This window comes from Methylocella sp., assembly GCF_041905455.1.
Lineage (GTDB): Bacteria > Pseudomonadota > Alphaproteobacteria > Rhizobiales > Beijerinckiaceae > Methylocapsa.
Genome location: NZ_JAYRLA010000030.1, coordinates 1 through 20,708 on the forward strand (window position 1 = coordinate 1; position 20,708 = coordinate 20,708).

Consider the following 20,708-nt stretch of genomic DNA (forward strand, 5'->3'; position numbering starts at 1 on the left):
TCAATCAGTTCCGTCGCCTCGTCGTCCGCTATGAGCGACACGCCGACCTCTACCGCGCCTTTATCGTCCTCGCCGCCGCTATCATTTGCTTCAGGGCCTTGAGACGGTTTTGTTAGGCGCTCTAAGACCGATGGCGCGCTCGTCCCCATCAACTCCTCACGCAAGGCGCCGACTGTCTTGAGATAGGCGACCCGGCTGTCGAGCGACTGGCGCTTCAACTCGGCGCGATGGCCGTTGACGGCCCGAGTTACGACCTGACTGCGCTGGCCTATGGAAAGATCGGCGAGCGAACGCTCCACGTCATCGCGGCGCTGCTTCACCCGCCCTTCGAGTCCTTCGAGCAGCCTTGCCTGCTGCTCACGATTTTCTCTGGCCCGGCGCAGCCGATCGAGCACGTCCGTCACGGACACCCATCGGTTCGCAAGGGCCAACTTCTTGACCGCCATGTCCATCTCCTTCGCCACCGCGTCACGCGAAGGCTCAGGAGCGAAACAGGCGCGGCACAGCCGCCTCTCGTCACCGCCATCGCGGTACGAGCCGATCAACATCGGCTCGTACGCGATCAGAATGCGGCTTTCGAGGCGCATCGAGCGCCATCGTTCTCAGCAAGCCTTTGCAAGGCTCCGAATGGCCTCGCGGCGAGCGTTACGGCGAGCCGTGGCGCTGATGGGGACAGTGATACCGTACTCCATCGCTAGGTTTTCGGGACCGCCCGCGCTCTCCGCAAGCAGCGCGGGCAAGAAGTCGCCGACGACAGGACCGCGGTTCGCACGAAAATCCTCCAACATCGCCAGCACACGCGCGGCGTCCTCGATCTCCGCCACACTGAGGTCCCGCGCTTCGCAGGCTCCCTCCAAAATGCTGTCATCGCGATCCAGATCGCCCCACTGTCGCATGACGGCATAGGCACGCCGCCGATGGTCGGCGGTAACAATGATAAGCTTGTTGCTCATGGCTTTGCTCCTCAAGCGCCCACAATCGGGCCGGAGCAATTGAATGATCGCGAAAATGCTTCCTGTCCAAAAGAGTTTACTCACATGGAGCGGCTTTTCGGCATGTTCCGAGCATATCGGAACAGGTGAGTTGCTTGCCCGCAACACTTCAACAAGGCTGATAAATATCGGGTCATGACCCAATATTCGATTTGCTGATGGATCAACCCTCCCCAGCATTCGCGCGGTGCTTCGCTTGATGCTCGTCGGCCAATTTCTCCCACAAAGAGTCCTCGATCGGCGCGATCGACCAGAACCAAGCGCCGGTACGACGGCCGCGTTCGGCGACGAGCGCCTGCGCGCCGCCGGCCTCGGCCACAGCGACCGGCGCCGTGGTCGCAAGCGAGGATGCCAAGGTTTCGGCGGCCACGAGGTCGCGCAACATGACGATGGCGACATCAGTTGAACTCCGCCCGCGCCCACTATCAGAGCCCCGTGCAGATGCTTGCGCGAGAGGGCCTGGGCTCGGAGCGCCGCAGCCGGATCATGCACCAGATCGAGAAGTCGGGAGCGGTCGAACTCGCCTCGCTCGCCGCTCTGGCCGCATCGACTGGCGACAAGGAGCTTGCAGCCGCCCTGCTGACGCGCAATTCGGGCGTTCCGCACAACGAGCGCGCGTTCTCGTCGCAGGAACTGGCCGACGCCTTGGTCGGCGACGACTGGCGCAAGGTCACGCAGGCCATGCTGGAGGTCGAGCGGATCGCGCTCGAAGCCGTTCATGCCGACAGTGCCTTCGAGACTGGCAAGACGAACACGACCCGCACGGTGCAGGTAGCGCTGCGCAAGCGCGATGAGGCCGCTATCGGCGCCAACCTCTCCGACCTCGACGCCGATCCCGAACAGGAGGATTGACCCATGCCGACCTATGCCTTTTATGCCGCCCGTGAGGAGCAGCGCCGCAGCGACGGGCTCAACTTCGCCGTCGCGGTCGGCGCGAACGCTGCCGCTGCCCGCGCCGTGGCCGAGTCTCTTATCGGAGAGCCGAACGCGCTCGCCGGCTGGTCGACGGTTGACCTGACGAGCGCGCCAGCCGCCTTTATCCACGGCCTGCCGGTCGGTGCGCGGGCGCAGTCGGTCTGGCCTGACCTCGATCGGGGCGGCAGCTATCTCAGGGGGGCGTGACCATGGCGAACCGAGAGCAGCCCATCCGCGATGTTCTGGCCGGCGTGTTCTCCGTCACGCCGCTGACGCCGCACATCTATCTCGGCGGCACCCCGGAGACCTTCAACGTGCTGGCCCGCTTCATGATGGAGTGGCACCTGCGGACTCTCGGCTATCAGGAGCGCGCTGTCGATGCCGGCTGCGGTCTGCCGAAGCGGACCCACTGGCGCCGCTCGCAGGCGGATCGCGACCTCTGGTCGGAGGACATGCCCTACATGGAGCCGGACCCGGTGCATGATCCGATCATCGCGGCCGTCGTCAGGCGCTATGCCGAGGCGGAACTGCGCCGTGCAGGGAAGTACGCCGATGAGCCTTGACGATTTCGCCAGGCGCATCGACCGCATCGCCGTGCGGGTCGAGGGCAACGTCGAGCGCGCGGTGAAGGACTGCGCCCATGCCGTGCTCCGATCCGCCGTCGAGGCGACGCCGGTCGACACCGGCATGGCCCGCTCGAACTGGACGCCGGAGCTCGACCGGGCCTTCGAGGGGCTGTTTCAGGCGAGGGTTCCGGGCGCGGGCGGCTCGACGGCGGCGGACAACGCCGCCGCGACGATCGAGGCCGGCGCGCCGACCATCGAGGCGTTCGACATCGCAAAGAACGGATCGATCCACATTACCAACAACGCCCCGCACATCCGGCCGCTCAACGACGGCCACTCGAAGCAGGCGCCGGCCGGCTTCGTGCAGATCGCGGTGATGGAGGGGCTGGCGACGGTGAGGGGCGCCAAAGTGCTGGACAAATAATCCTCTCCAGCCCGGCTCGCGGGCAATCCCCTTCGCGACAGCATGGTCCCTGCGGCATCCCGCCGCCGGGAGACAGACCATGAAGAAGCCGAACGCAAGGGAATTGCCGCTGGTCAGGCGGCGCATCGAGTCATTGCTGGAAAAGACCGAGGCCAACGGCTGCACGCCGGGCGAGGCCGCAGCCGCCTTCGAGAAGGCCGAGGAACTTGTTACCAAATACGCATTCGATCCGGGCTCGTTCCGGTGGCCGCAGAGACCTTCGACGCAGTTCGGTTCGGCGACATCAGGGCCGAACGCTCCGAAGCCGCCACCGGTCGCCGTGGCGACCCGAGGACGCGGTATCGGCAAGCTCGCAGAGCGATTGATCGTTGAACATCCTGACTGGACCTACAAGGCGATAGCTGCGGAGGTGAACCGGCTGGTCGAGGGCGCGAAGGCGAGCGAGAAATCTGTCAGGTGGTACGCGAGCAAGATGCGGCGGCGCGGGGAAGAGGCGCTGAGCCGGCGAAGGAAGCGGGCGTGATCAGGCCGGCGGCAGAAGGGCGTAAGAGGATGATCGACCCTAAGCGAGCACTTGCCTGATAGCCCTTTCAACCAATTCTGTCGTCGCCTTGAACCACTCCGTCGAACTGAAGGATCGTCCGTCTGGTCCTGTCACCCGCAGGGCCATGTGATACGGTCGAAGTGCCCGGTGAATGCGCTGTTCGACTTCCTTCGCCGAGTGGCCCATCAGTTCATAGGTTTCCACGATCACCACCGGAGAAAATAGAAACGTCGACTGTGTTTCGGCGTGCGCTATGCGGTCCTCGACTGCTCCTGATGTGGTGCCGACTTTAAGCAATCCTTGGACTTCAGGCTTCTCCGATAGGGAGCGCAGGACGTAGACGAAGCCGGTCCGAGCACCGTTAAACAGGGGGCCGGCGTCCGTGGTGCCAATTCGGCGGGCATCTTTATCCTCGTAAAGCCGCCGCACCAGCGATGACATCAGCAGGTTTGATTCCGTGCCGTTGTCAAAGATGACGCGCAGGCGTGCGTCAGGTTTGCCATTGCGCCGGTGCTCATCGCGAAGGTCCGCAACATGGACGAGCTGACCCTTGAGGACAAAGAACTCGCCTAGCTCGACGCGCTCCTGCCGAAAAGGCTGGGGCTTGCGCGTCCCTTGCTCAACGGCCTTTCGAATGCTCTCAAACAGCGGCTCGAAACGCTCGAAGTCCGGGCACGGGCGTCGGTCGGCGACGAAGTCTGGTCGTGCCATCGGCCTCAGTTCGTCCCGCACCTCGAATATGTCGAGGCCATCGGAAAGCAGAGGATCATCGAGAGGATCGGCGACGCTCGCCCCGCCGAACACGAGGTTGCGTGTATCGTAAGATGCGAGCCCATCGAGGTCTGCCTTCGATGCCCGCAGTCCAGCCAATTCGTTGGCAAGCATGCGCTCTCGAACACTGCGCCCCGGCTCAGAGACCGGCTCGGCGCCAGTCTCGTCCATGAAGGCGTTGATGCGCTCGATTACCTCAACCGCCCGATCGAGAAGGGGCGTTCGCGCTGCCTTCGGCTTTTCGTCAGGTGTAAGTAGAAGCTCGTCGTTGAGGTAGTCGATCGTTTCACGCATCGATCTGTCCCTCGTCCGCGCCCGCCATGGCAGCGCGTTTCTCCCGCGAAAGTTTGCGCAGAAATGCCAAAGCGTCTGCGAGCCTTACCTCACGGCCGTTGGGCGAGTTCAGATTTGGCTCGCGGCCCTCGCGCTGGATGAATTCCTTGATGCGTGGGTAAAGCTTCTCGGCCTCATCCTGCGTCATGCTCACCTTCAGCGCCCGAACTTCGCCATGGAGACGGGCAAGCAATTCCTCGGAGAGCTCCTTCGACAACAACTCGTAAGCGTCGTCGAAGTCGCGGCGACCACCGAGCAGATCGACCTGCAACTCCCTCACGTTGATGAACCGCCTTGCCTGCTGTACGAAGCGATCGCCAGCGCTTGGACCGCTCGTATCGCCTTCGCCATTGTCTCCGTCCGGTCCTACAAAAGCAGACTGCTCCTCTTCGGACATACCGGGTGTCTGGATGATGCTCGGATCCTTTGCGACCTCGCGGCCCAGCCCGGCGCGCACGCCGAATAGGCCCACCGCATCCCGGACTTGGTCTTCGGATAGGCTGGGGTAACGCCGCCTTATGACGTCCGTGACAACGAGATCGTAGATGACGTCCGTGTGGTGGTCGTCAGGATTGATCATGACCGTCAGCGTGCGTGGGTCGTTCTGCACATCGGCAAACAGATCGTTGAAGTCGTTTTCGATTACCTCGACAGCCCTCTCATCAATTTCCGGCATACCGACAATTTCGATCTCTCCGGCGTTGGTCACCGGACCTGGCTTCGGCCCGTCACTGGGCGAGCCGTCGAATTGGTCCGCGCCTTTATGCGTGCGGAACTTGAAGACCGGCGCCATTACCTGCTCCATCAAGAGCGATACCGAAATGGCCTTGAGCATATCGTTGACCGCGCGGCTGACGGCCTCATCGTTAGCGAAGGGGGCGGAGACAAGGTTGGTGAATTGCGCCTCGGTCTTGCCCGGCGCATCACGCGTCGCTCGGCCGATAATCTGCACGACTTCGGTCAGCGAGCCTCTGTAGCCGACTGTGAGAACATGCTCGCACCACACCCAGTCGAACCCCTCCTTGGCCATGCCAAGCGCTATGATGATGTCGACATCGTCGCGACTCTTTACTGCGCGCAGGCTCGCCAGCACTTTCTCGCGGTCGGCGCTATCGTCCACAAGGTTCGCGATCTTGAGCGTGTGACCGCCAGCCGTGAGATGCACAAAACCGGTCTTAGCATCGATGCTGGTTTTGGAGTTCTCTCCTAAGCGATCGCCGATCGCATCCACGATCGCGTCCACCGCGAACATCTTGTTTACCCCGCTGCCCTCGGCTGAGCCCACATGAGGGATGTGCACGATCGTCTTCATGTGCGGGTCAAGGGCATCGCCAATCGCGTTGAGGTACTTGCCTTGGTAGAAACGGAAATTGATGCGCAGCGTCTTGAGATGCTCGTAACCGTTTAGCTGCTCGTAGTAGGTGTAGATCACCCGCTCGAAACGGGCTTCGTCTTGAGGGTGCAGCACCGCTGTGCCGTCGCCGCGAAAGTACGAACCTGTCATGGCGAGGATGTGCGCGGCGTCATGCCCCGCTTCACCCGCCCTGTCGATCAGGCCGCGCAACAGGTTGCCCAGTCTGCTGTTCTCGTCCGAGGAAGCGTGGTGTAATTCGTCCACGCAGATGAGCGCGCGATCGAACAAGGCCACGTCATCGGTTTTGGCGTAGGCGGCGCGCAGGGTGGAGTGAGTGCAAAGTGCCGTCCGCCCGCCACCCTCGCCGCGCAGGAATCCAATCAGCTCGTCCACCTTGCGGCCCGTCTCGGAGCCGACGGTGCATAGGTCAAGGTCGAGCCGCCAGTCCGAATGAAAGCCGCCTGCTGCAAGACCCGTGTCGCGGAACGAGGCTCCGATTGAGCGTTCGGGCACAGCAATAACCACACGGTCGACGGCGTTGGTGCGCAGTTTTTCCAATCCGATGAACATGGCCGCACGCGACTTGCCGGAGGCGGGTGGCGATTTCACCAACAGATGCTGCGCATCCCTCTTGTCCCATACCCGGGCCTGCATGGCGCGCATGCCGAGACCGTCAGTCGTCTTGGATGCGCCCGTTCCATCGTAATTGAGCGTGATTGAGCCGAGACCGTTCTCACCCGCCTTGTTCTTCGTCTCGCTCATGCGTTCACCTCTTGCTTGATCTCGGACGGCTTCGACTCTTTCGCCGCCATGCGCGCATAGAGTTGCAGCATGTGCTCGATCCGGTCGGCGTCCGAGCGGTAGCGACGCGAGCCAAAGATCGTCTCCATCGTTTCATCCAGTTCTTCATGGGCGCGACGCAGGGCGTGAGGCATCTTGGCCGGGGCGTAAAGTTCGCCGAGAGAGCGGCCGAAACCCGCTTCCTTGCGCGCCTCGTCGATCGTCCACCAGTGCTCCTCGAGGTCCGCCTTACGACGATCCGATAGATACGGAAGGGGGAAGGTATTCCATACGAGGGTATTGGAATAGCGCACCCGCGTTTCAAGCTTTCCACCAACGAGTTCAAGCCATAACCGATGAAGCCGAGAGGACAGAACCGCAGCCTGCCAGATATCGCCGTCGAAGATCGCGAACGCTTCACTGGACGTAATGTTGGTTTGATCCATTACATCGACGGGAAGGTAAAAGCGGTCCTCACTTGAAGGTCGTGGCACCATGATCGTGTGCGATGTCGCTGCGCCCGCCCTTTGTAGGAAGCGATGAGGCCGATCCGAAAACGCCTTCGAAATATCCGACGCCTTTTCCTTAGACCGGTCCCGTGCCACGCCCTCGAACCGTCGTGCCAGTTCTGGGATGGACTTGGCCTCCTCGACCTCGTCGTCCTCTACCCACAGGCAGTACCGTTCAATTCCCTTCATCAACTCTTGAGAGCCGTAGAGCCGCCGCACGAATCGTGCCGCATTCGGGTGCGCCTCCAGCAGCGCATCGCGCTCGTTGCGATCAAGGATCAGGTTGCCGCCGTCGGTCGGTTTGTTGCCGAACACCATCGGTTCGAGATCGGGTGCGAGCGGCGTGCTGGCTTTGGCCACGATCGCTGTTGTGCCGGGCGCGAGGTAGGGGCCGATCACCTCCACGTCGCGCACAGTGTCGCCGTCGAACAGGCGCTTAGGTGCGGTGCTGGGCGGTCCCATGCCGATAATCACGCAAGTCACGCCCGCATTATGGGCCGCGAGGTTCGACCACTTGAACGAACGGTGTGCAAAGCGAATTTCGAAGTTTTCCAGTAGGTGGGGCCAAAGCTCGGGCACTTGCACGCCCTGCACGATGGAGTTGGTAGCCACGAAGGCGAAGGGCGCGCCGGTCGCCAGCGAATAGTCGCGGGCCTTGGCGAACCAGAGCGTCACGTAGTCGAGATTGCCCCAGTTCTTGACGCGCCCTTTGAACACGCGGGCCATGTCCGCCTTCTGCTCGGGCGACCAGTAGGATGAGCCGCGGAACTGCGGATTCCCGACCACGACCGTATCCGCTCCCGTGACCGGGGGGCAAACCTCTAGCCAGTCGATCTCAGCCGCATTGTCCGTCACAATCACGCCGGCCTTCTGAAGCGGCAGGAAGTCGGTGCGCTGGCCGAGGTCCAATTCAAGCTGCTGGTCGCACTGGTACTTCGCGATCCACAGGCCCAGCCGCGCTGCCTGACTGGCAAAATCGTCGATCTCGACTCCGTAGAAATGCTCCAACGCAATACCCGACAGGCGCGGCGTGGCGAGACGGCGTAGCGCCTCCGTTTCCAGCGCCCGCAGTTGCTTGTAGGCGAGGATCAGGAAATTGCCAGAGCCGCACGCCGGGTCGAACACGCGGATGCGGCCAAGTCGCTCGAGGAAGTCGCGTAGCCGCGCCTTGTTCGCCCCCGCACGCTCCAGCTCTGTTTGCAGCGGGTCAAGCAGGATGGGCTCCAGCACCTTCATGATATTGGCTGGGGAGGTGTAGTGCATCCCCAACTCGCCACGCTTGTCCACGTCGACAACGGCCTGAAGCATTGAGCCGAAGATGTCAGGGTTGATGAGCTTCCAGTTCAGCCCGGCGCAGTCGAGAAGCAGCTTGCGGCAGCGCCCGTCCAGCGCCGGCATGGGCGCATCTTCCTCGAACAGGGAGCCATTCACGTAGGGCAGCCTGGACCAACCCCTCGTGTCCGACGACCGCTTGTGGGGCTTCGTGTCCATGTGGCCGAAAGCGCCCTCGAGAAACCCGGCGAGGTCCGCCCCGTCTACTCCCGTCGACCTGCGCACCGCGTTCTCGAACGCATCTTTTTCAAAAATGCCGACATCGTCTGAGAACAGGCAGAACAGTACGCGCGCCATAAAGATATTGAGCGCATGCCTATCGGCTTCTGTCGTCCAACCTGGGTTGGCGTCGCGCACCGCGTCGTGGAATCGTGAGATAAAGCGCGTCGCCCGCACATCGGCCATGCGCTCCTTTTTCGGAACGTAGCGCTCGTGCCCGCCAAGCGGGAAAAACACATCGCCCTCAAGCGAGAGCATATCGAGGCCGACGCGCAGCGGCTCCTCGTCGAACCTCGGGCTCGTATCGACGGCGGCAATTCGTTCGCCGTCATAGGCGAGCAGCACACGAGGACGGCGTCCCTTGGGCGAAGCCTCAGCTTCTGCGCGCATCCGATCCAGCGCCGCATCCGCCCCGCCAGGCTCTGTTGCCTCGAAGCGCAGCATCCTGGTCCAGGTGAAAGCACCGCCCTTCGCTGTGTCCCGGAGTTTCGTGATCGTAGAGCGCGGAGCCCCCACCGCCTCCATCAGCGCCAAGCCGAACTCACCGCCCGCTGGAGGATTCGCGGCGAGTTCGTCGAGATTAGAGTAGATTTCTCCCGGGGTTAGCATGTTGTTTCGAACTTGTCCCTTGCCCTGAAGTCATCATATTGCGCGTCACCAATCGACCTCTGCAACGGGTCAAATTTTGCCGTCTAACTCTGCAGGGCAAGAGACCTCGGTCCCAATCTATGCAGAGTTTTACAGGAAACTGGTGCCGGAAGAGGGGATTGAACCCCCGACCTTCGGTTTACAAAACCGCTGCTCTACCGCTGAGCTATTCCGGCCCCTGCGGCACCGATTTCCGGTGCCTATTCGGTACTTGCCCGGACCCGACGCTCCTTAAGCGCATGATCCGATTCGCATTCTCGCCTCCAGGCCCTCCGATTACAAAACCGCTGCTCTACCGCTGAGCTAAGCCGGCCCTTGGCCGAAACTTCGCAAACGCCGGCGCGCGCTGACGCTGCGGCTTCTGGCGCGCGATTGGCGTCCGCCTCCCGACCTCTCGCTCCGTTAGCAGCGACGCCCGCCCTTGGCAATCAGCGCCCAGCGCGTCTCATGCATCGTTGGCGAAAGGACGCGGCGCCTGCCGGGAGACCCAACCGCTGGAGCCTTGCAGTATGAACGTTCTGAGAAATGCGAGCAACTCTGTCGGCCCGATGCGGGGCTTGAGGGTCGAACAGAACAACGCTTCGGCGCCGGCGGCGATCATCATCGCCGCGAACAGGGCGATCTCCGTGTCCGACATGGTCTCGGACGATATGAAGCGCCGCAGGTCGCGCTCGAGGTCGCGGGAAATCGCGCTGATCGCCTCCGACGGATAGATCTGCGAGCGCAGGTGATGCTGGTTGCGGCCGATGAACTCCATCGCGCCTTCGGTCGTCTGCACGAAGTCGAGATAGGCCCTATAGGCGAAATCCACGAGTTCCTCGAGCGTGCGCGCCTGCGCCCGCGCCGCCTGCGTCACCTCGCCCAGCCGTTCGAAAAGGTCCTGCGCGACGACGTCGAAGATCGCCTCCTTGGTCTTGAAGTAATTGTAGAACGTCCCGGGCGACAGGCCGCTCTGCTTGACGATGTCGCGCACGTTGGCGCCGTCCATTCCGACGGAGCAGAAGACGCGCCACGCGGCGGCCTGGATGTCCGCGCTGTTCTGCTGGCGGGTCTGCACCCGTTTCTCCGACGCGCGATATTTTCGTCCGGTCGAGGCAGACGTCATGTCCCGCTCTGTCAATTATCGCGTTTCATCAATCCCGATTCCACTATTCAGTACCGGCCGCCGTTCCTGTCAATTCCTCGCTGCTAACGACGACGGCCGGCGTTGCGTTCGCGCGCGTTCGCGCCCATCCTGCGGCCCGCCGCGCCTGCGCGTCTCTCTCCAAGGACCTGCGACCTTCATGGCGAAAGCTATCCACATGATGATCCGCGTCGCCGACGAGCGGCGCTCCGTCGAATTCTACGAAGCCGCGTTCGGCCTCAAGATCGCCGAGCGGCTGGGCTTTCCGGACTTCACGCTCGTCTATCTGCGCAATCCGGAAGCCGACTTCGAGCTCGAGCTCACGGTCAACCACGACCGCAAGGAGCCTTATGCGCTTGGCGACGGCTACGGCCATCTCGCCTTCTGCGTCGACGACCTCGACGAAACGCGCGCGCGGTTCGAAAAGTTCGGGCTTAATCCCAATCCGATCAAGGAGATGAGCCACGACGGCGCGCCGCTGGCGCGATTCTTCTTCGTCGCCGATCCCGACGGCTACAAGATCGAGGTGCTGCAGCGGCGCGGCCGCTATCGCTGAGGCGGGAAATTCCGCCGCAGGGCGCATGAAGGCGATCGTGTTCGACGCGCGGGACTGCGACCGCGCGTCCCTCGGCGAGGCCAACGCGGCTTTCGGCCATGAGCTCACGTTCCAGCGCTCCAGCCTCGACGAATCCACCGCGGCGCTCGCGCGCGAGCTTCTCGCCGGCTGACGGCGGGCCCACGCCCTCAGGCTTGCTCGAGATAGGCCGACGGCGGCTTCTGCGCGTAACCGCGACGGATGTTGAGCTCGCCGACGAGCTGCTCGGCGGCCTCGGGAATGGGCGTGCCGGGCAGGAACACGGCGGCCGCGCCGGCCTCGATCAGTCGGGCCACGTCGTCCGGCGGAATGACGCCGCCGACGACGAGAAGCATGTCGGAGCGTCCCTGCGCCTCGAGCGCGGCGCGCAGCTCGGGCAGAAGCGTCAAATGGCCGGCGGCGAGCGAGGACACGCCGACGATGTCGACGTCGTCCTCAACCGCCTGCCTGGCGGCTTCGGCCGGCGTCGCGAACAGCGGTCCGATGCGCACGTCGAAGCCGAGGTCGGAGAAGGCGGAGGCGATCACTTTCTGGCCTCGGTCATGCCCGTCCTGGCCGAGCTTGACGACGAGGATGCGCGGCTTGCGGCCTTCGTTCGCCTGGAATTCGCGCGCGACGCCGATGGCTCGCCGGACGGCTTCGCTCTCGCCCGCCTCGCGCCGATAGACGCCGGAAATCACCTTGATCGAGGCGGCGTGGCGGCTGAACACGCGCTCGAGCGCCGCGGAAATCTCGCCGACCGTCGCCTCCGCCCGCGCCGCCTCGACGGCGAGCGCGAGCAGATTGCCCTCGCCGCTCGCGCCCGACTGGCTCAGCCGGTCGAGCGCGGCCTCGACGGCTTGCGGATCGCGCTCGGCGCGCAGCCGCTCGAGCTTGGCGATCTGCGCCGCGCGCACCGCCGAATTGTCGACTTTCATGACCTCGAGCGGCGGCTCGCTCTCGGGCTTGTGCCTGTTGACGCCGACGACCGTCTGCAAGCCGGCGTCGATGCGCGCCTGCGTGCGCGCCGCCGCCTCCTCGATGCGCAACTTCGGCACGCCGGCCTCGATCGCTTTCGTCATGCCGCCGAGCTTCTCGACCTCCTCGATATGGGCGCTCGCGCGGGCGATGAGGCCGGCGGTGAGGCTCTCCAGATAGCAGGAGCCGCCGATCGGATCGATGACGCGCGTCATGCCGCTTTCCTGCTGCAGCAGGATCTGCGTGTTGCGGGCGATGCGCGCCGAGAAGTCGGTCGGCAGGGCGAGCGCCTCGTCGAGCGAATTGGTGTGCAGCGACTGCGTTCCGCCGAGCGTCGCGGCGAGCGCCTCGACGCTCGTGCGCACCGCGTTGTTGTAGACGTCCTGCGCGGTCAGCGACCAGCCTGACGTCTGGCAATGGGTGCGCAGCGTGTTCGACTTCTCCGACTTCGGCGAGAATTGCGCCATCTGCCGGCTCCACAGGAACCGGGCGGCGCGCAGCTTGGCGATCTCCATGAACATGTTCATGCCGATCGCGAAGAAGAAGCTGAGCCGCGGCGCGAAGGCGTCGACGTCGAGCCCGGCCTTGAGCCCGGCGCGCACATATTCGACGCCGTCGGCGATGGTGTAGGCGAGCTCGAGGTCGGCCGGCGCTCCGGCCTCCTGCATGTGGTAGCCGGAGATCGATATCGAGTTGAATTTCGGCATCTTCTGCGACGTGTAGGCGAAGATGTCCGAGATGATGCGCATCGACGGTTCGGGCGGGTAGATGTAGGTGTTGCGCACCATGAATTCTTTGAGGATGTCGTTCTGGATGGTGCCGGCGAGCTGCTCCGGCTTCACTCCCTGCTCCTCGCCGGCCACGATGAACAGCGAGAGGATGGGCAGCACCGCGCCGTTCATCGTCATCGAGACGGACATGCGCTGGAGCGGAATGCCCGAGAACAGGGTGCGCATGTCGTAGATCGAGTCGATCGCGACGCCGGCCATGCCGACGTCGCCGGCGACGCGCGGATGGTCGGAGTCGTAGCCGCGGTGCGTGGCGAGGTCGAAGGCGACCGAGAGCCCCATCTGGCCGGCGGCGAGGTTGCGCCGGTAGAAGGCGTTCGATTCCTCGGCGGTCGAGAAGCCGGCGTATTGGCGGATCGTCCACGGCTGGTTGACATACATCGTGGGGTAGGGGCCGCGCAGATAGGGCGGGGCGCCGGGGAAGCTGTCAGCCGCCGCGAAGCCCTCGCGGTCCTGCGGGCCGTAGGCGCGCTTGATGGAGAGGCCCTCCGCCGTCGGCCATTCGTCGGACTGCGCCGCAGCGGCGATGGGCGGCGCGACGCGGCGGAACGGAATCTTCGCGAAGTCCGGATTTTTCATCATGGCCCTGGCTTCCTCGTCCAGACGCGCTGCAGGAAGGAGACGGCGTCGCTTCCCTTGAACAGGAAGTCGTCGACCCCGGCGCGGCGAAGCTCGGTCTCGGCTTCGCCCGGCCAGCCGCAAGCGACGACGCGCGCGCCGCCGGCGTGGAGACGGCGCACGGCCTTCTCCGCCGCCGGGTCAGCCTCGCGCGAGGCGCCGGCGTCGCCGAGGCACAGGCACACGACGAAGACGCTCGCCTCAGCGGCCTCGTCGTCGTCTTGCGTCAGAAACCCGCCCGCCTCGAAGACGGAGCGGGCGAAGTCGCGCGCGCGGCGGGCGGCGGGGCTCGGCGCGCCGCCGCCCTCGCCGGCGAGTAAGGCGAGGACGACGCGCGGACGCGCGCCATGCCGGCCGAGAAACGCGTCGGAGCGGTCGCGCAGCCGCTCGAACGGCTCGGCGTCGCGCGCGCACGGCAGCGCGCCAGGCTCGCCGGATGGAGCGAACGGCGCGGGACGCGACGCGAGCGTCGCCGGCGCGGCTTCGGCGAGATTGGGGAAGATGCTGACGCCGACGATCGGGCGGGAACGCGAGGCGATCTCGCGGCGGCGGCGCGCGCGGGAGGCGGCGAGGACGTCCTGCCAGAAGCCGGACGCGACCGCCTTGGGGAAGCCGCCCGCCGTCTCGATCCTCTGGAACAGGTCCCAGGCTCTTTCGCAAAGCGCTTCGGTCAGGGACTCGATCGCGCCCGAGCCGGCTGCGGGATCGGCGACGCTGGCGAGGAAGCTCTCTTCGGCGAGCACGATTCCGGTGTTGCGGGCGAGCCTGCGCGCGAAGGCGTCCGGCAGGCCGAGCGTCGCCGTCATCGGCAGCACCGTCACCGTGTCCGCGCCGCCGATCATGGCGCCGGCGCAGCCGAGCGCGCCGCGCAGGATGTTGCCGTAGACGTCGCGGGCGGCCATCATCCGCCACGAGGTCTCCGCGTGCAGGCGCAGCGGCGCGGGCGTCAGGCCGCAGGACTCCTCGACCAGCGCCCAAAGCCTTCGCAAGGCGCGCAGCTTGGCGATCGTCGGCAGGATCTCGACGCCCGCGGCGAGCGTGAAGCTCAGGCCTTTCGAGGCGTCGTCGTCGAGCAGACCGCAACTCTCGAGCGCGCGCGCATACGCGAGCCCCGTCGCGAGGGCCGCGGCGAGCTCCTCGGCCTCGCTCGCTCCCGCTTCCTCGTGGCGGCGCCCGTCCGCGCGCATCAGCGGCCCGCGAAAGCCGCGCTCGCGCAGGGCGCGGCAGGCGTGCGCCACGGCGCTTTCCTCGTCCTTCCAGTTGCGCGGCGCGCCGCCGCGCAGGGCGAAGTCGCCGACCGGATCGAAGCCGAAATCGGCGTCGATCAGGGATGCGTCGTAGCCGCGCTGCTCGACCACCTGGGCGAAGCGCAGCGCCGCCTGCGCGTCGCTCGGCGCGGGTTCGAGCCGCGTCTGGATCATGTCGAGATAGACGCCGCCGAGCGCCTGGTTGAGGTCTTCCGCGTCGCGCGCCCTGAGGCCGAAGCCGCGCGCGCCGGGGGCGTCGTCGAAGGCGAGGGTCAGGCCCTGCGCGCCGCCTTCGAGGTCGGCCTGCGCGAGCGCCTTGGCCTCGAACGGATCGAAATGATCAACGCGCTGCACGATCCTGCAGCCGATCTCCGCGCGCTGGGCCTGCGCCGCCTCGCCCTCGGCCTTCGGGTAGAGCGGGGCGAGGGGAATTCCGTCGTCGGTCGAGAAGGCGGGAAGCGCGCCGGCGGAATCCTTCGCCACGATGCGGGCGACGGCGGCGCGCCAGGCCGCCGCGCCGGCGGCGTCGGGAAAGACGGGCGCCTCGTCGGCGGCGCTCACGCCGCGAACTCCAGAATGACCGCGTCGACGGCGAGGCTCTGGCCAGGCTCGGCGACGATCCTGCCGATCGAGCCGTCGCGCTCGGCGCGCAGAATGTTCTCCATCTTCATCGCCTCGACGACGGCGAGCGCCTCGCCCGTCTTCACCGTCTGTCCCTCGCGCACCAGAATTTCGCGCACGAGGCCGGGCATCGGGCAGAGCAGCCGCTCGCCGCTGTCGGCCTCGGTCTTTTCCAGCATCAGCCTTGCCAGCTCGGCCTCGCGCGCGGCGTAGACGCGGGCCTGCGCGAAGGCCCCGCCATGGGCGAGCAGCACCCCGTTGAGGATCGGGCGGACCTGCGCCGAAACGCGCGCGCCGTCGATCGCGCCGCGCCAGACTGGCTCGCCCGGGCGCCAGTCGGCGATGACGCCGACGACGCGCCCGTCCGAGAACGTCAGCTCGACGCCCTTTTGCGTCGGCGCGGCGGTGAAGGAGAACTCCTCCGCGCCGATGGTCACGCGCCGCTCGGCGTCGAACTCGACCGGCCGGGCGACCTTCATCTGGCCGCTGATCTGGCGTTTGCGCCGGTTGAGCTGGCAGTCGATCGCGCCGGCGATCGCCGCGAGCCTGAGGGCGATTTCGCCGACGGGCGCCGGATTGGCGAAGCCGTTCGGATACTCCTCGGCGATGAAGCCCGTCGAGAGCCGCCCCTCGCGCCAGCGCGGATGGGCCATCAGGCTCGACAGGAAGGGAATGTTGCAGCGGATTCCCTCGATGGCGAAGGCGTCGAGCGCTTCGCCCTGCGCGTCGATCGCGGCGAAGCGGCTCGGCGCGTGGGTGACGAGCTTGGCGATCATCGGATCGTAGTGGATCGAAATCCCGCCGCCCTCGCAAACGCCCGCGTCGTTGCGCACGACGACGTCGCCGAAACGCCCCTCCTGCGGCGGACGGTAGGTTGTCAGGCGCCCGATCGAGGGCAGAAAGCCGCGCGTCGGATCCTCGGCGTAGATGCGGCTTTCGATCGCCCAGCCGTCGAGCCGCACGTCCTCCTGACGCAGCGGCAGCTTCTCGCCGGCGGCGACGCGGATCATCAGCTCGACGAGGTCGAGGCCGGTGACGAGCTCGGTGACCGGATGCTCGACCTGCAGCCGCGTGTTCATTTCGAGGAAATAGAAGCTCTTGTCCTGTCCGGCGACGAATTCGACGGTGCCGGCCGAGTCGTAGCCGACCGCCTGTGCCAGCGCGACGGCCTGCGCGCCCATCTTCGCGCGCGTCGCCGCGTCGAGCAGCGGGGAGGGGGCCTCCTCGATCACCTTCTGGTTGCGGCGCTGCACCGAGCATTCGCGCTCGCCGAGATGGATGACGTTCCCGTGCCTGTCGCCGAGCACCTGAATCTCGACATGGCGCGGGTTCTCGATGAATTTCTCGATGAACACGCGGTCGTCGCCGAAGGAGGATTTCGCCTCCGACTTCGCGCGCTCGAAGCCCTCCGCGACTTCTTCGATCGTGCGCGCGACGCGCATGCCCTTGCCGCCGCCGCCGGCCGACGCCTTGATCATGACGGGAAGGCCGATCTCGGCGGCGATGCGCGCGGCGTGCGCGCCGTCCTCGATGACGTCGAGACTGCCGGGCACGGTGGACACGCCCGCCTCGCGCGCGAAGCGTTTCGACTCGATCTTGTCGCCCATCGCCTCTATGGCGCGCGGATTCGGGCCGATGAAGACGACGTTCTCCGCCGCCAGCGCCCGCGCGAAGGCGGCGCGCTCCGACAGGAAGCCATAGCCCGGATGCACGGCCTGCGCGCCCGTGCGCCTGCAGGCGTCGAGGATGTTCTCGATGACGAGATAGGACTGGGCGGCCGGCGCAGGGCCAATGGCGACCGCCTCGTCGGCCATTTCGACATGGCGGGCGTCGCGGTCGGCGTCCGAATAGACGGCGACGGTCGAAATCCCCATGCGCCGCGCCGTCTTGATGACGCGGCTGGCGATCTCGCCGCGGTTGGCGATCAGGATCTTGGAGAACATGGACGTCCTCACAGCGGAATGTTGTCGTGCTTGCGCCAGGGCCGCTCGGCCTTCTTCGCGCTGAGGAGGGCGAGGCCGCGGGCGAGGCGCGCGCGCGTCTCCTGGGGCCTGATCACCTCGTCGATATAGCCGCGCTCGGCGGCGACGAAGGGGGACAGGAAGCGGTCTTCGTAGCTCTTCGTCAACGCGGCGATCTTCTCCTTGTCGCCCATCTCCGCCCGGAAGATGATCTCGACCGCGCCCTTTGCGCCCATCACGGCGATCTGCGCGGAGGGCCAGGCGTAGTTGAGGTCGGCGCCGATGTGCTTCGAGGCCATGACGTCGTAGGCGCCGCCGAAGGCCTTGCGGGTGATGACGGTGATGAGCGGCGTCGTGCATTGCGAATAGGCGAACAAGAGCTTCGCGCCATGCTTGATGAGGCCGCCGTATTCCTGCGCGACGCCGGGCAGGAAGCCCGGCACGTCGACGAAAGTGACGATCGGAATTTCGAAGCAGTCGCAGAAGCGCACGAAGCGCGCCGCCTTGCGCGAGGCGTCGGCGTCGAGCACGCCGGCGAGCGCCATCGGCTGGTTGGCGACGAAGCCGACGGCGCGTCCGTCGATGCGGCCGAAGCCGATGACGATGTTGGGCGCGAAGACGGCCTGGATCTCGAAGAAGTCGCGCTCGTCGACGGTCTTCTCGATCAGCTCGCGGATGTCGTAGGGCTTGTTGGCGCTGTCGGGCACCAGCGTGTCGAGGCTCGGCTCGCGGCGGTCGACGTCGTCGAAGCTCGGCCAGCGCGGCGGCCCGCTGATGTTGCTCGATGGCAGGAAGTCGATCAGCCGGCGCACCTGCAGCAGCGCCTCGACGTCGTTCTCGAAGGCCATGTCGGCGACCGAGGATTTCGTCGTGTGGACGCGCGCGCCCCCCAGCTCCTCGGCGGTCACCGTCTCGTTGGTCACCGTCTTCACGACGTCCGGGCCGGTCACGAACATATAGCTCGTGTCGCGCACCATGACGATGAAGTCGGTCATCGCCGGGGAGTAGACGTCGCCGCCGGCGCAGGGGCCCATGATGACGGAGATCTGCGGGATGACGCCCGAGGCGTCGACGTTGCGGCGAAAGATTTCGGCGTAGCCGCCGAGCGCGGCGACGCCCTCCTGGATGCGCGCCCCGCCGGCGTCGAACAGGCCGACGATCGGCGCGCGCATCTTCAGCGCCATGTCCTGAATCTTGGTGATCTTGCCGGCGTGCGCCTCGCTGAGCGAGCCGCCGAAAACCGTGAAGTCTTTCGAGAAGACGAAGACGGCGCGCCCGTTGACCGTGCCCCAGCCGGTGACGACGCCGTCGCCGGGGATTTTCTTCCGCCTGTCCATGCCGAAGTCGACGCAACGGTGCTCGACATACATGTCGAACTCCTCGAACGAGCCCTTGTCGAGCAGCAGCTCGATGCGCTCGCGCGCGGTCAGCTTGCCCTTGGCGTGCTGGGCGGCGACGCGCTTCTCGCCGCCGCCGGCGAGCGCCTCGGCGCGGCGCCTTTCAAGATCCTCGACGACATGCCTCATGGCCGGCCCTTCATGCGGGTTCGTTGCGCGCCCCCGGGCGCCGCAATCCGCCTCCGTGTCCGTTCAAGTCTTCGCAATTTTCCAGCTCACTGGCCCAGGAAGCTCCGAAGCTCGCTTCTCATAGCGTTTCGCGGCGCAATTTATCTTGTCCGACGGCTCTTTGCGTTCTACGGCAGATTTTGCGCCGAGCAACGCCATTCGCGCGAATTTGCAAAATTGCGAACCAAACGGATTTACAGATGAAGAAGCTTTTCGCAGGCCAGATCCTGCGCCGGCGGCGCGAGGAGCTCGGCGCCACGCAATCCCACGTCGCAAAGCGCCTCGGCATTTCCCCGAGCTACCTCAACCAGATCGAAAGCGACCAGCGGCCTCTGACCGCCGCCATTCTGGTCGAGGTCACGCGGGTGCTCAAGCTGCAGGTGGCCGACCTCTACGACGACGGCCCCGAGCGCCTCGCCGCCAATCTGCGCGAGATGCTGTCCGATCCCCTGTTCGAGAGCGCCGGCGTCGCCGCGCGCGAGCTGAAGTCGATCTGCGCCGGCGCACCGCATCTCGTGCGCGCCGTGCTCGACCTGCACGCCGCCTATCGCCGCGTCGAGGAGCGCTATCGCGGCCTCGACGACGCGCTGAGCCAGGGCGACGGCCTCGAAGCGACGCGAAAGCCCTTCGCCTTCGACGAGGTGCGCGACTTCTTCCATTTTCTCGGCAATTACGTCGACATCCTCGACCGCCGCGCCGAGGAGCTCGCCGAGCGGCTCTCGCCCGACGACGCCCTCGCCTTCGAGGACCTCGCCGGCTACGCGGGCGAAAAATTCGGGCTGCGCGTCGTCGCCAGCCCGCCCGAGGCCCTCGGCGGCGCCGTCAGCCGCTACGATCCCGACGTCGACGCGCTGTTCATCGACGCCGACCAGGCGCCCGCCACGCAGAAATTCCAGCTCGGCTGCGCCATCGCCCGCCGTTGCGAGGGCGAGCGGATCGACGCGCTCGTCGCCGACGCCCGCTTCAAGAGCGAGGCCGCCGCCGACATCGCCCGCCTCGCGCTGGCCAATTATTTCGCCAGCGCGCTGGTCATGCCCTACGGGCGTTTCGCCGACGCCGCACGCGCGGCGCGCCATGACGTCGAGCGCCTGTCGCGCCGCTTCGGCGTCAGCCTCGAGCAGGTCTGCCACCGTTTCTCGACGCTGCAGCGTCCGGGGCGTGAGGGCGCGCCATTCTATTTTCTGCGCGTCGACCGCGCCGGCAACATAACCAAGCGCCACAGCGCGACGCGCTTCCAGTTCGCCCGCTACGGCGGCGCCTGCCCGCTGTGGAACATCCACGAGGCGTTCGAGCGGCCCGGCCAGTTCCTCGTTCAGGTGGCGGAGATGCCGGACGGCGCGCGCTATCTCTCGATCGCCCGCTCGATCTCCAAGAAGGGCGCCTCGTTCGGCTCGCTGCGCCGCGACTACGCCATCGGCTTCGGCTGCGAGGTCGACCACGCGCATGAGCTCGTCTATTCGGACGCCGTCGACCTCAAGGGCTCCTCCGCCGTCCGCATCGGAGTGAGCTGCCGCGTCTGCGAGCGGCGCGACTGCGCGCAGCGGGCGATGCCGCCGCTCGACCTCGCCATCGTGGTCGACGAAAACGAGCGCGGCGTCGTGCCCTATCGCATTGACGGGGGCGGCTAGAGCGTTTTCAGCAAAAGTTGCAGACTTTTGCTGAAAACGCGTTTAAACAAATAGCTGGAGCGCGTTCGGCGAATTGGATTTCGCTGAACGCGCTCTAGGACCAATCGACATTCGGGATTCATTTTTGCGTTTGGCGCGGAATCAATGGGCTGCGGATTTTTTTGATTCGGAGCGCATCGATGGGCGTGCGACGCTATGAGCTGAACGAGGCTCAGTGG

The 20,708-nt window shown here is 65.7% G+C and carries 18 protein-coding genes, 1 tRNA gene and 1 pseudogene; 8 read left to right on the top strand and 12 right to left on the bottom strand.

Translation table 11 applies throughout. From position 1 onward, the window contains the following. The 3 genes and pseudogenes from ACE3OG_RS16045 to ACE3OG_RS16055 all read right to left on the bottom strand — a co-directional run. A pseudogene (locus tag ACE3OG_RS16045) lies at positions 1 to 587 on the bottom strand (hypothetical protein); the annotation flags it as partial. A gap of 15 nt (positions 588 to 602) precedes the next feature. Then, entirely contained in the window at positions 603 to 953 is a 351-nt protein-coding gene (locus ACE3OG_RS16050; protein ID WP_374310466.1) for a hypothetical protein, read from the bottom strand. Positions 954 to 1,155: 202 nt separating this feature from the next. Continuing rightward, complete coding sequence (locus ACE3OG_RS16055; RefSeq protein WP_374310469.1) at positions 1,156 to 1,377, bottom strand: hypothetical protein; 222 nt, start codon at positions 1,375 to 1,377, stop codon at positions 1,156 to 1,158. A gap of 17 nt (positions 1,378 to 1,394) precedes the next feature. Between ACE3OG_RS16055 and ACE3OG_RS16060 the strand changes: the two genes are divergently transcribed. The 5 genes from ACE3OG_RS16060 to ACE3OG_RS16080 all read left to right on the top strand — a co-directional run bounded on the left by ACE3OG_RS16060 (position 1,395) and on the right by ACE3OG_RS16080 (position 3,420). Then, positions 1,395 to 1,844 (top strand): hypothetical protein, encoded by a 450-nt coding sequence (locus ACE3OG_RS16060; RefSeq protein ID WP_374310471.1) that lies wholly within the window; start codon positions 1,395 to 1,397, stop codon positions 1,842 to 1,844. A gap of 3 nt (positions 1,845 to 1,847) precedes the next feature. After that, positions 1,848 to 2,114: a hypothetical protein gene (locus ACE3OG_RS16065; protein WP_374310473.1), complete on the top strand. Its 267-nt coding sequence runs from the start codon at positions 1,848 to 1,850 to the stop codon at positions 2,112 to 2,114. 2 nt (positions 2,115 to 2,116) lie between these two features. Further along, a complete protein-coding gene (locus ACE3OG_RS16070) occupies positions 2,117 to 2,470 on the top strand; it encodes a hypothetical protein (RefSeq protein ID WP_374310475.1) in 354 nt (117 codons plus the stop codon). Continuing rightward, the gene (locus ACE3OG_RS16075) at positions 2,460 to 2,897 is read left to right on the top strand and encodes an HK97 gp10 family phage protein (protein WP_374310477.1); all 438 of its coding nucleotides are present in this window, start codon (positions 2,460 to 2,462) and stop codon (positions 2,895 to 2,897) included. Before ACE3OG_RS16070 ends, ACE3OG_RS16075 begins: the two co-directional genes overlap by 11 nt. Positions 2,898 to 2,976: 79 nt before the next feature. Next, positions 2,977 to 3,420 (top strand): DUF2786 domain-containing protein, encoded by a 444-nt coding sequence (locus ACE3OG_RS16080; protein WP_374310480.1) that lies wholly within the window; start codon positions 2,977 to 2,979, stop codon positions 3,418 to 3,420. A 39-nt stretch (positions 3,421 to 3,459) separates the two neighbouring features. Here ACE3OG_RS16080 and ACE3OG_RS16085 read toward each other — a convergent pair whose 3' ends face one another. The 5 genes from ACE3OG_RS16085 to ACE3OG_RS16105 all read right to left on the bottom strand — a co-directional run bounded on the left by ACE3OG_RS16085 (position 3,460) and on the right by ACE3OG_RS16105 (position 10,492). Continuing rightward, on the bottom strand, positions 3,460 to 4,506 hold the full coding sequence (locus ACE3OG_RS16085) for a GIY-YIG nuclease family protein (protein WP_374310482.1): 1,047 nt from the start codon (positions 4,504 to 4,506) through the stop codon (positions 3,460 to 3,462). After that, a complete protein-coding gene (locus tag ACE3OG_RS16090; protein WP_374310484.1) occupies positions 4,499 to 6,661 on the bottom strand; it encodes a DEAD/DEAH box helicase in 2,163 nt (720 codons plus the stop codon). The genes ACE3OG_RS16085 and ACE3OG_RS16090 overlap by 8 nt, the downstream gene beginning before the upstream one ends. Continuing rightward, positions 6,658 to 9,348 (bottom strand): DNA methyltransferase, encoded by a 2,691-nt coding sequence (locus tag ACE3OG_RS16095; RefSeq protein WP_374310486.1) that lies wholly within the window; start codon positions 9,346 to 9,348, stop codon positions 6,658 to 6,660. Before ACE3OG_RS16095 ends, ACE3OG_RS16090 begins: the two co-directional genes overlap by 4 nt. 140 nt (positions 9,349 to 9,488) lie before the next feature. Next, a tRNA-Thr gene (locus ACE3OG_RS16100) sits at positions 9,489 to 9,563 on the bottom strand. A gap of 269 nt (positions 9,564 to 9,832) precedes the next feature. Next, the gene (locus ACE3OG_RS16105) at positions 9,833 to 10,492 is read right to left on the bottom strand and encodes a TetR/AcrR family transcriptional regulator (RefSeq protein ID WP_374310488.1); all 660 of its coding nucleotides are present in this window, start codon (positions 10,490 to 10,492) and stop codon (positions 9,833 to 9,835) included. Positions 10,493 to 10,670: 178 nt separating this feature from the next. On the opposite strand from ACE3OG_RS16105, the gene ACE3OG_RS16110 reads away from it, so the two are divergent. Both ACE3OG_RS16110 and ACE3OG_RS16115 read left to right on the top strand, forming a co-directional pair. After that, positions 10,671 to 11,066, top strand: coding sequence for a VOC family protein (locus tag ACE3OG_RS16110; protein WP_374310490.1), 396 nt, complete (start codon positions 10,671 to 10,673; stop codon positions 11,064 to 11,066). A gap of 37 nt (positions 11,067 to 11,103) precedes the next feature. Next, positions 11,104 to 11,238 carry a hypothetical protein gene (locus ACE3OG_RS16115; RefSeq protein WP_374310492.1) on the top strand — a complete coding sequence of 45 codons (135 nt, stop codon included), beginning with the start codon at positions 11,104 to 11,106 and terminating at the stop codon, positions 11,236 to 11,238. A 16-nt stretch (positions 11,239 to 11,254) separates the two neighbouring features. Here ACE3OG_RS16115 and scpA read toward each other — a convergent pair whose 3' ends face one another. Genes scpA through ACE3OG_RS16135 form a run of 4 tightly spaced genes read right to left on the bottom strand, consistent with a single transcriptional unit; the run spans position 11,255 to position 18,823 of the window. Beyond that, positions 11,255 to 13,432: a methylmalonyl-CoA mutase gene (scpA, locus tag ACE3OG_RS16120; RefSeq protein ID WP_374310494.1), complete on the bottom strand. Its 2,178-nt coding sequence runs from the start codon at positions 13,430 to 13,432 to the stop codon at positions 11,255 to 11,257. Continuing rightward, positions 13,429 to 15,276, bottom strand: a complete 1,848-nt coding sequence (locus ACE3OG_RS16125) for a methylmalonyl-CoA mutase family protein (protein WP_374310496.1) — start codon at positions 15,274 to 15,276, stop codon at positions 13,429 to 13,431. The genes scpA and ACE3OG_RS16125 overlap by 4 nt, the downstream gene beginning before the upstream one ends. Continuing rightward, positions 15,273 to 17,279: an acetyl-CoA carboxylase biotin carboxylase subunit gene (locus ACE3OG_RS16130; protein ID WP_374310498.1), complete on the bottom strand. Its 2,007-nt coding sequence runs from the start codon at positions 17,277 to 17,279 to the stop codon at positions 15,273 to 15,275. Before ACE3OG_RS16130 ends, ACE3OG_RS16125 begins: the two co-directional genes overlap by 4 nt. 8 nt (positions 17,280 to 17,287) lie before the next feature. Next, positions 17,288 to 18,823, bottom strand: a complete 1,536-nt coding sequence (locus ACE3OG_RS16135; RefSeq protein ID WP_374310500.1) for an acyl-CoA carboxylase subunit beta — start codon at positions 18,821 to 18,823, stop codon at positions 17,288 to 17,290. A gap of 239 nt (positions 18,824 to 19,062) precedes the next feature. On the opposite strand from ACE3OG_RS16135, the gene ACE3OG_RS16140 reads away from it, so the two are divergent. Beyond that, on the top strand, positions 19,063 to 20,490 hold the full coding sequence (locus tag ACE3OG_RS16140; RefSeq protein WP_374310502.1) for a short-chain fatty acyl-CoA regulator family protein: 1,428 nt from the start codon (positions 19,063 to 19,065) through the stop codon (positions 20,488 to 20,490). Positions 20,491 to 20,708: the final 218 nt, after the last annotated feature.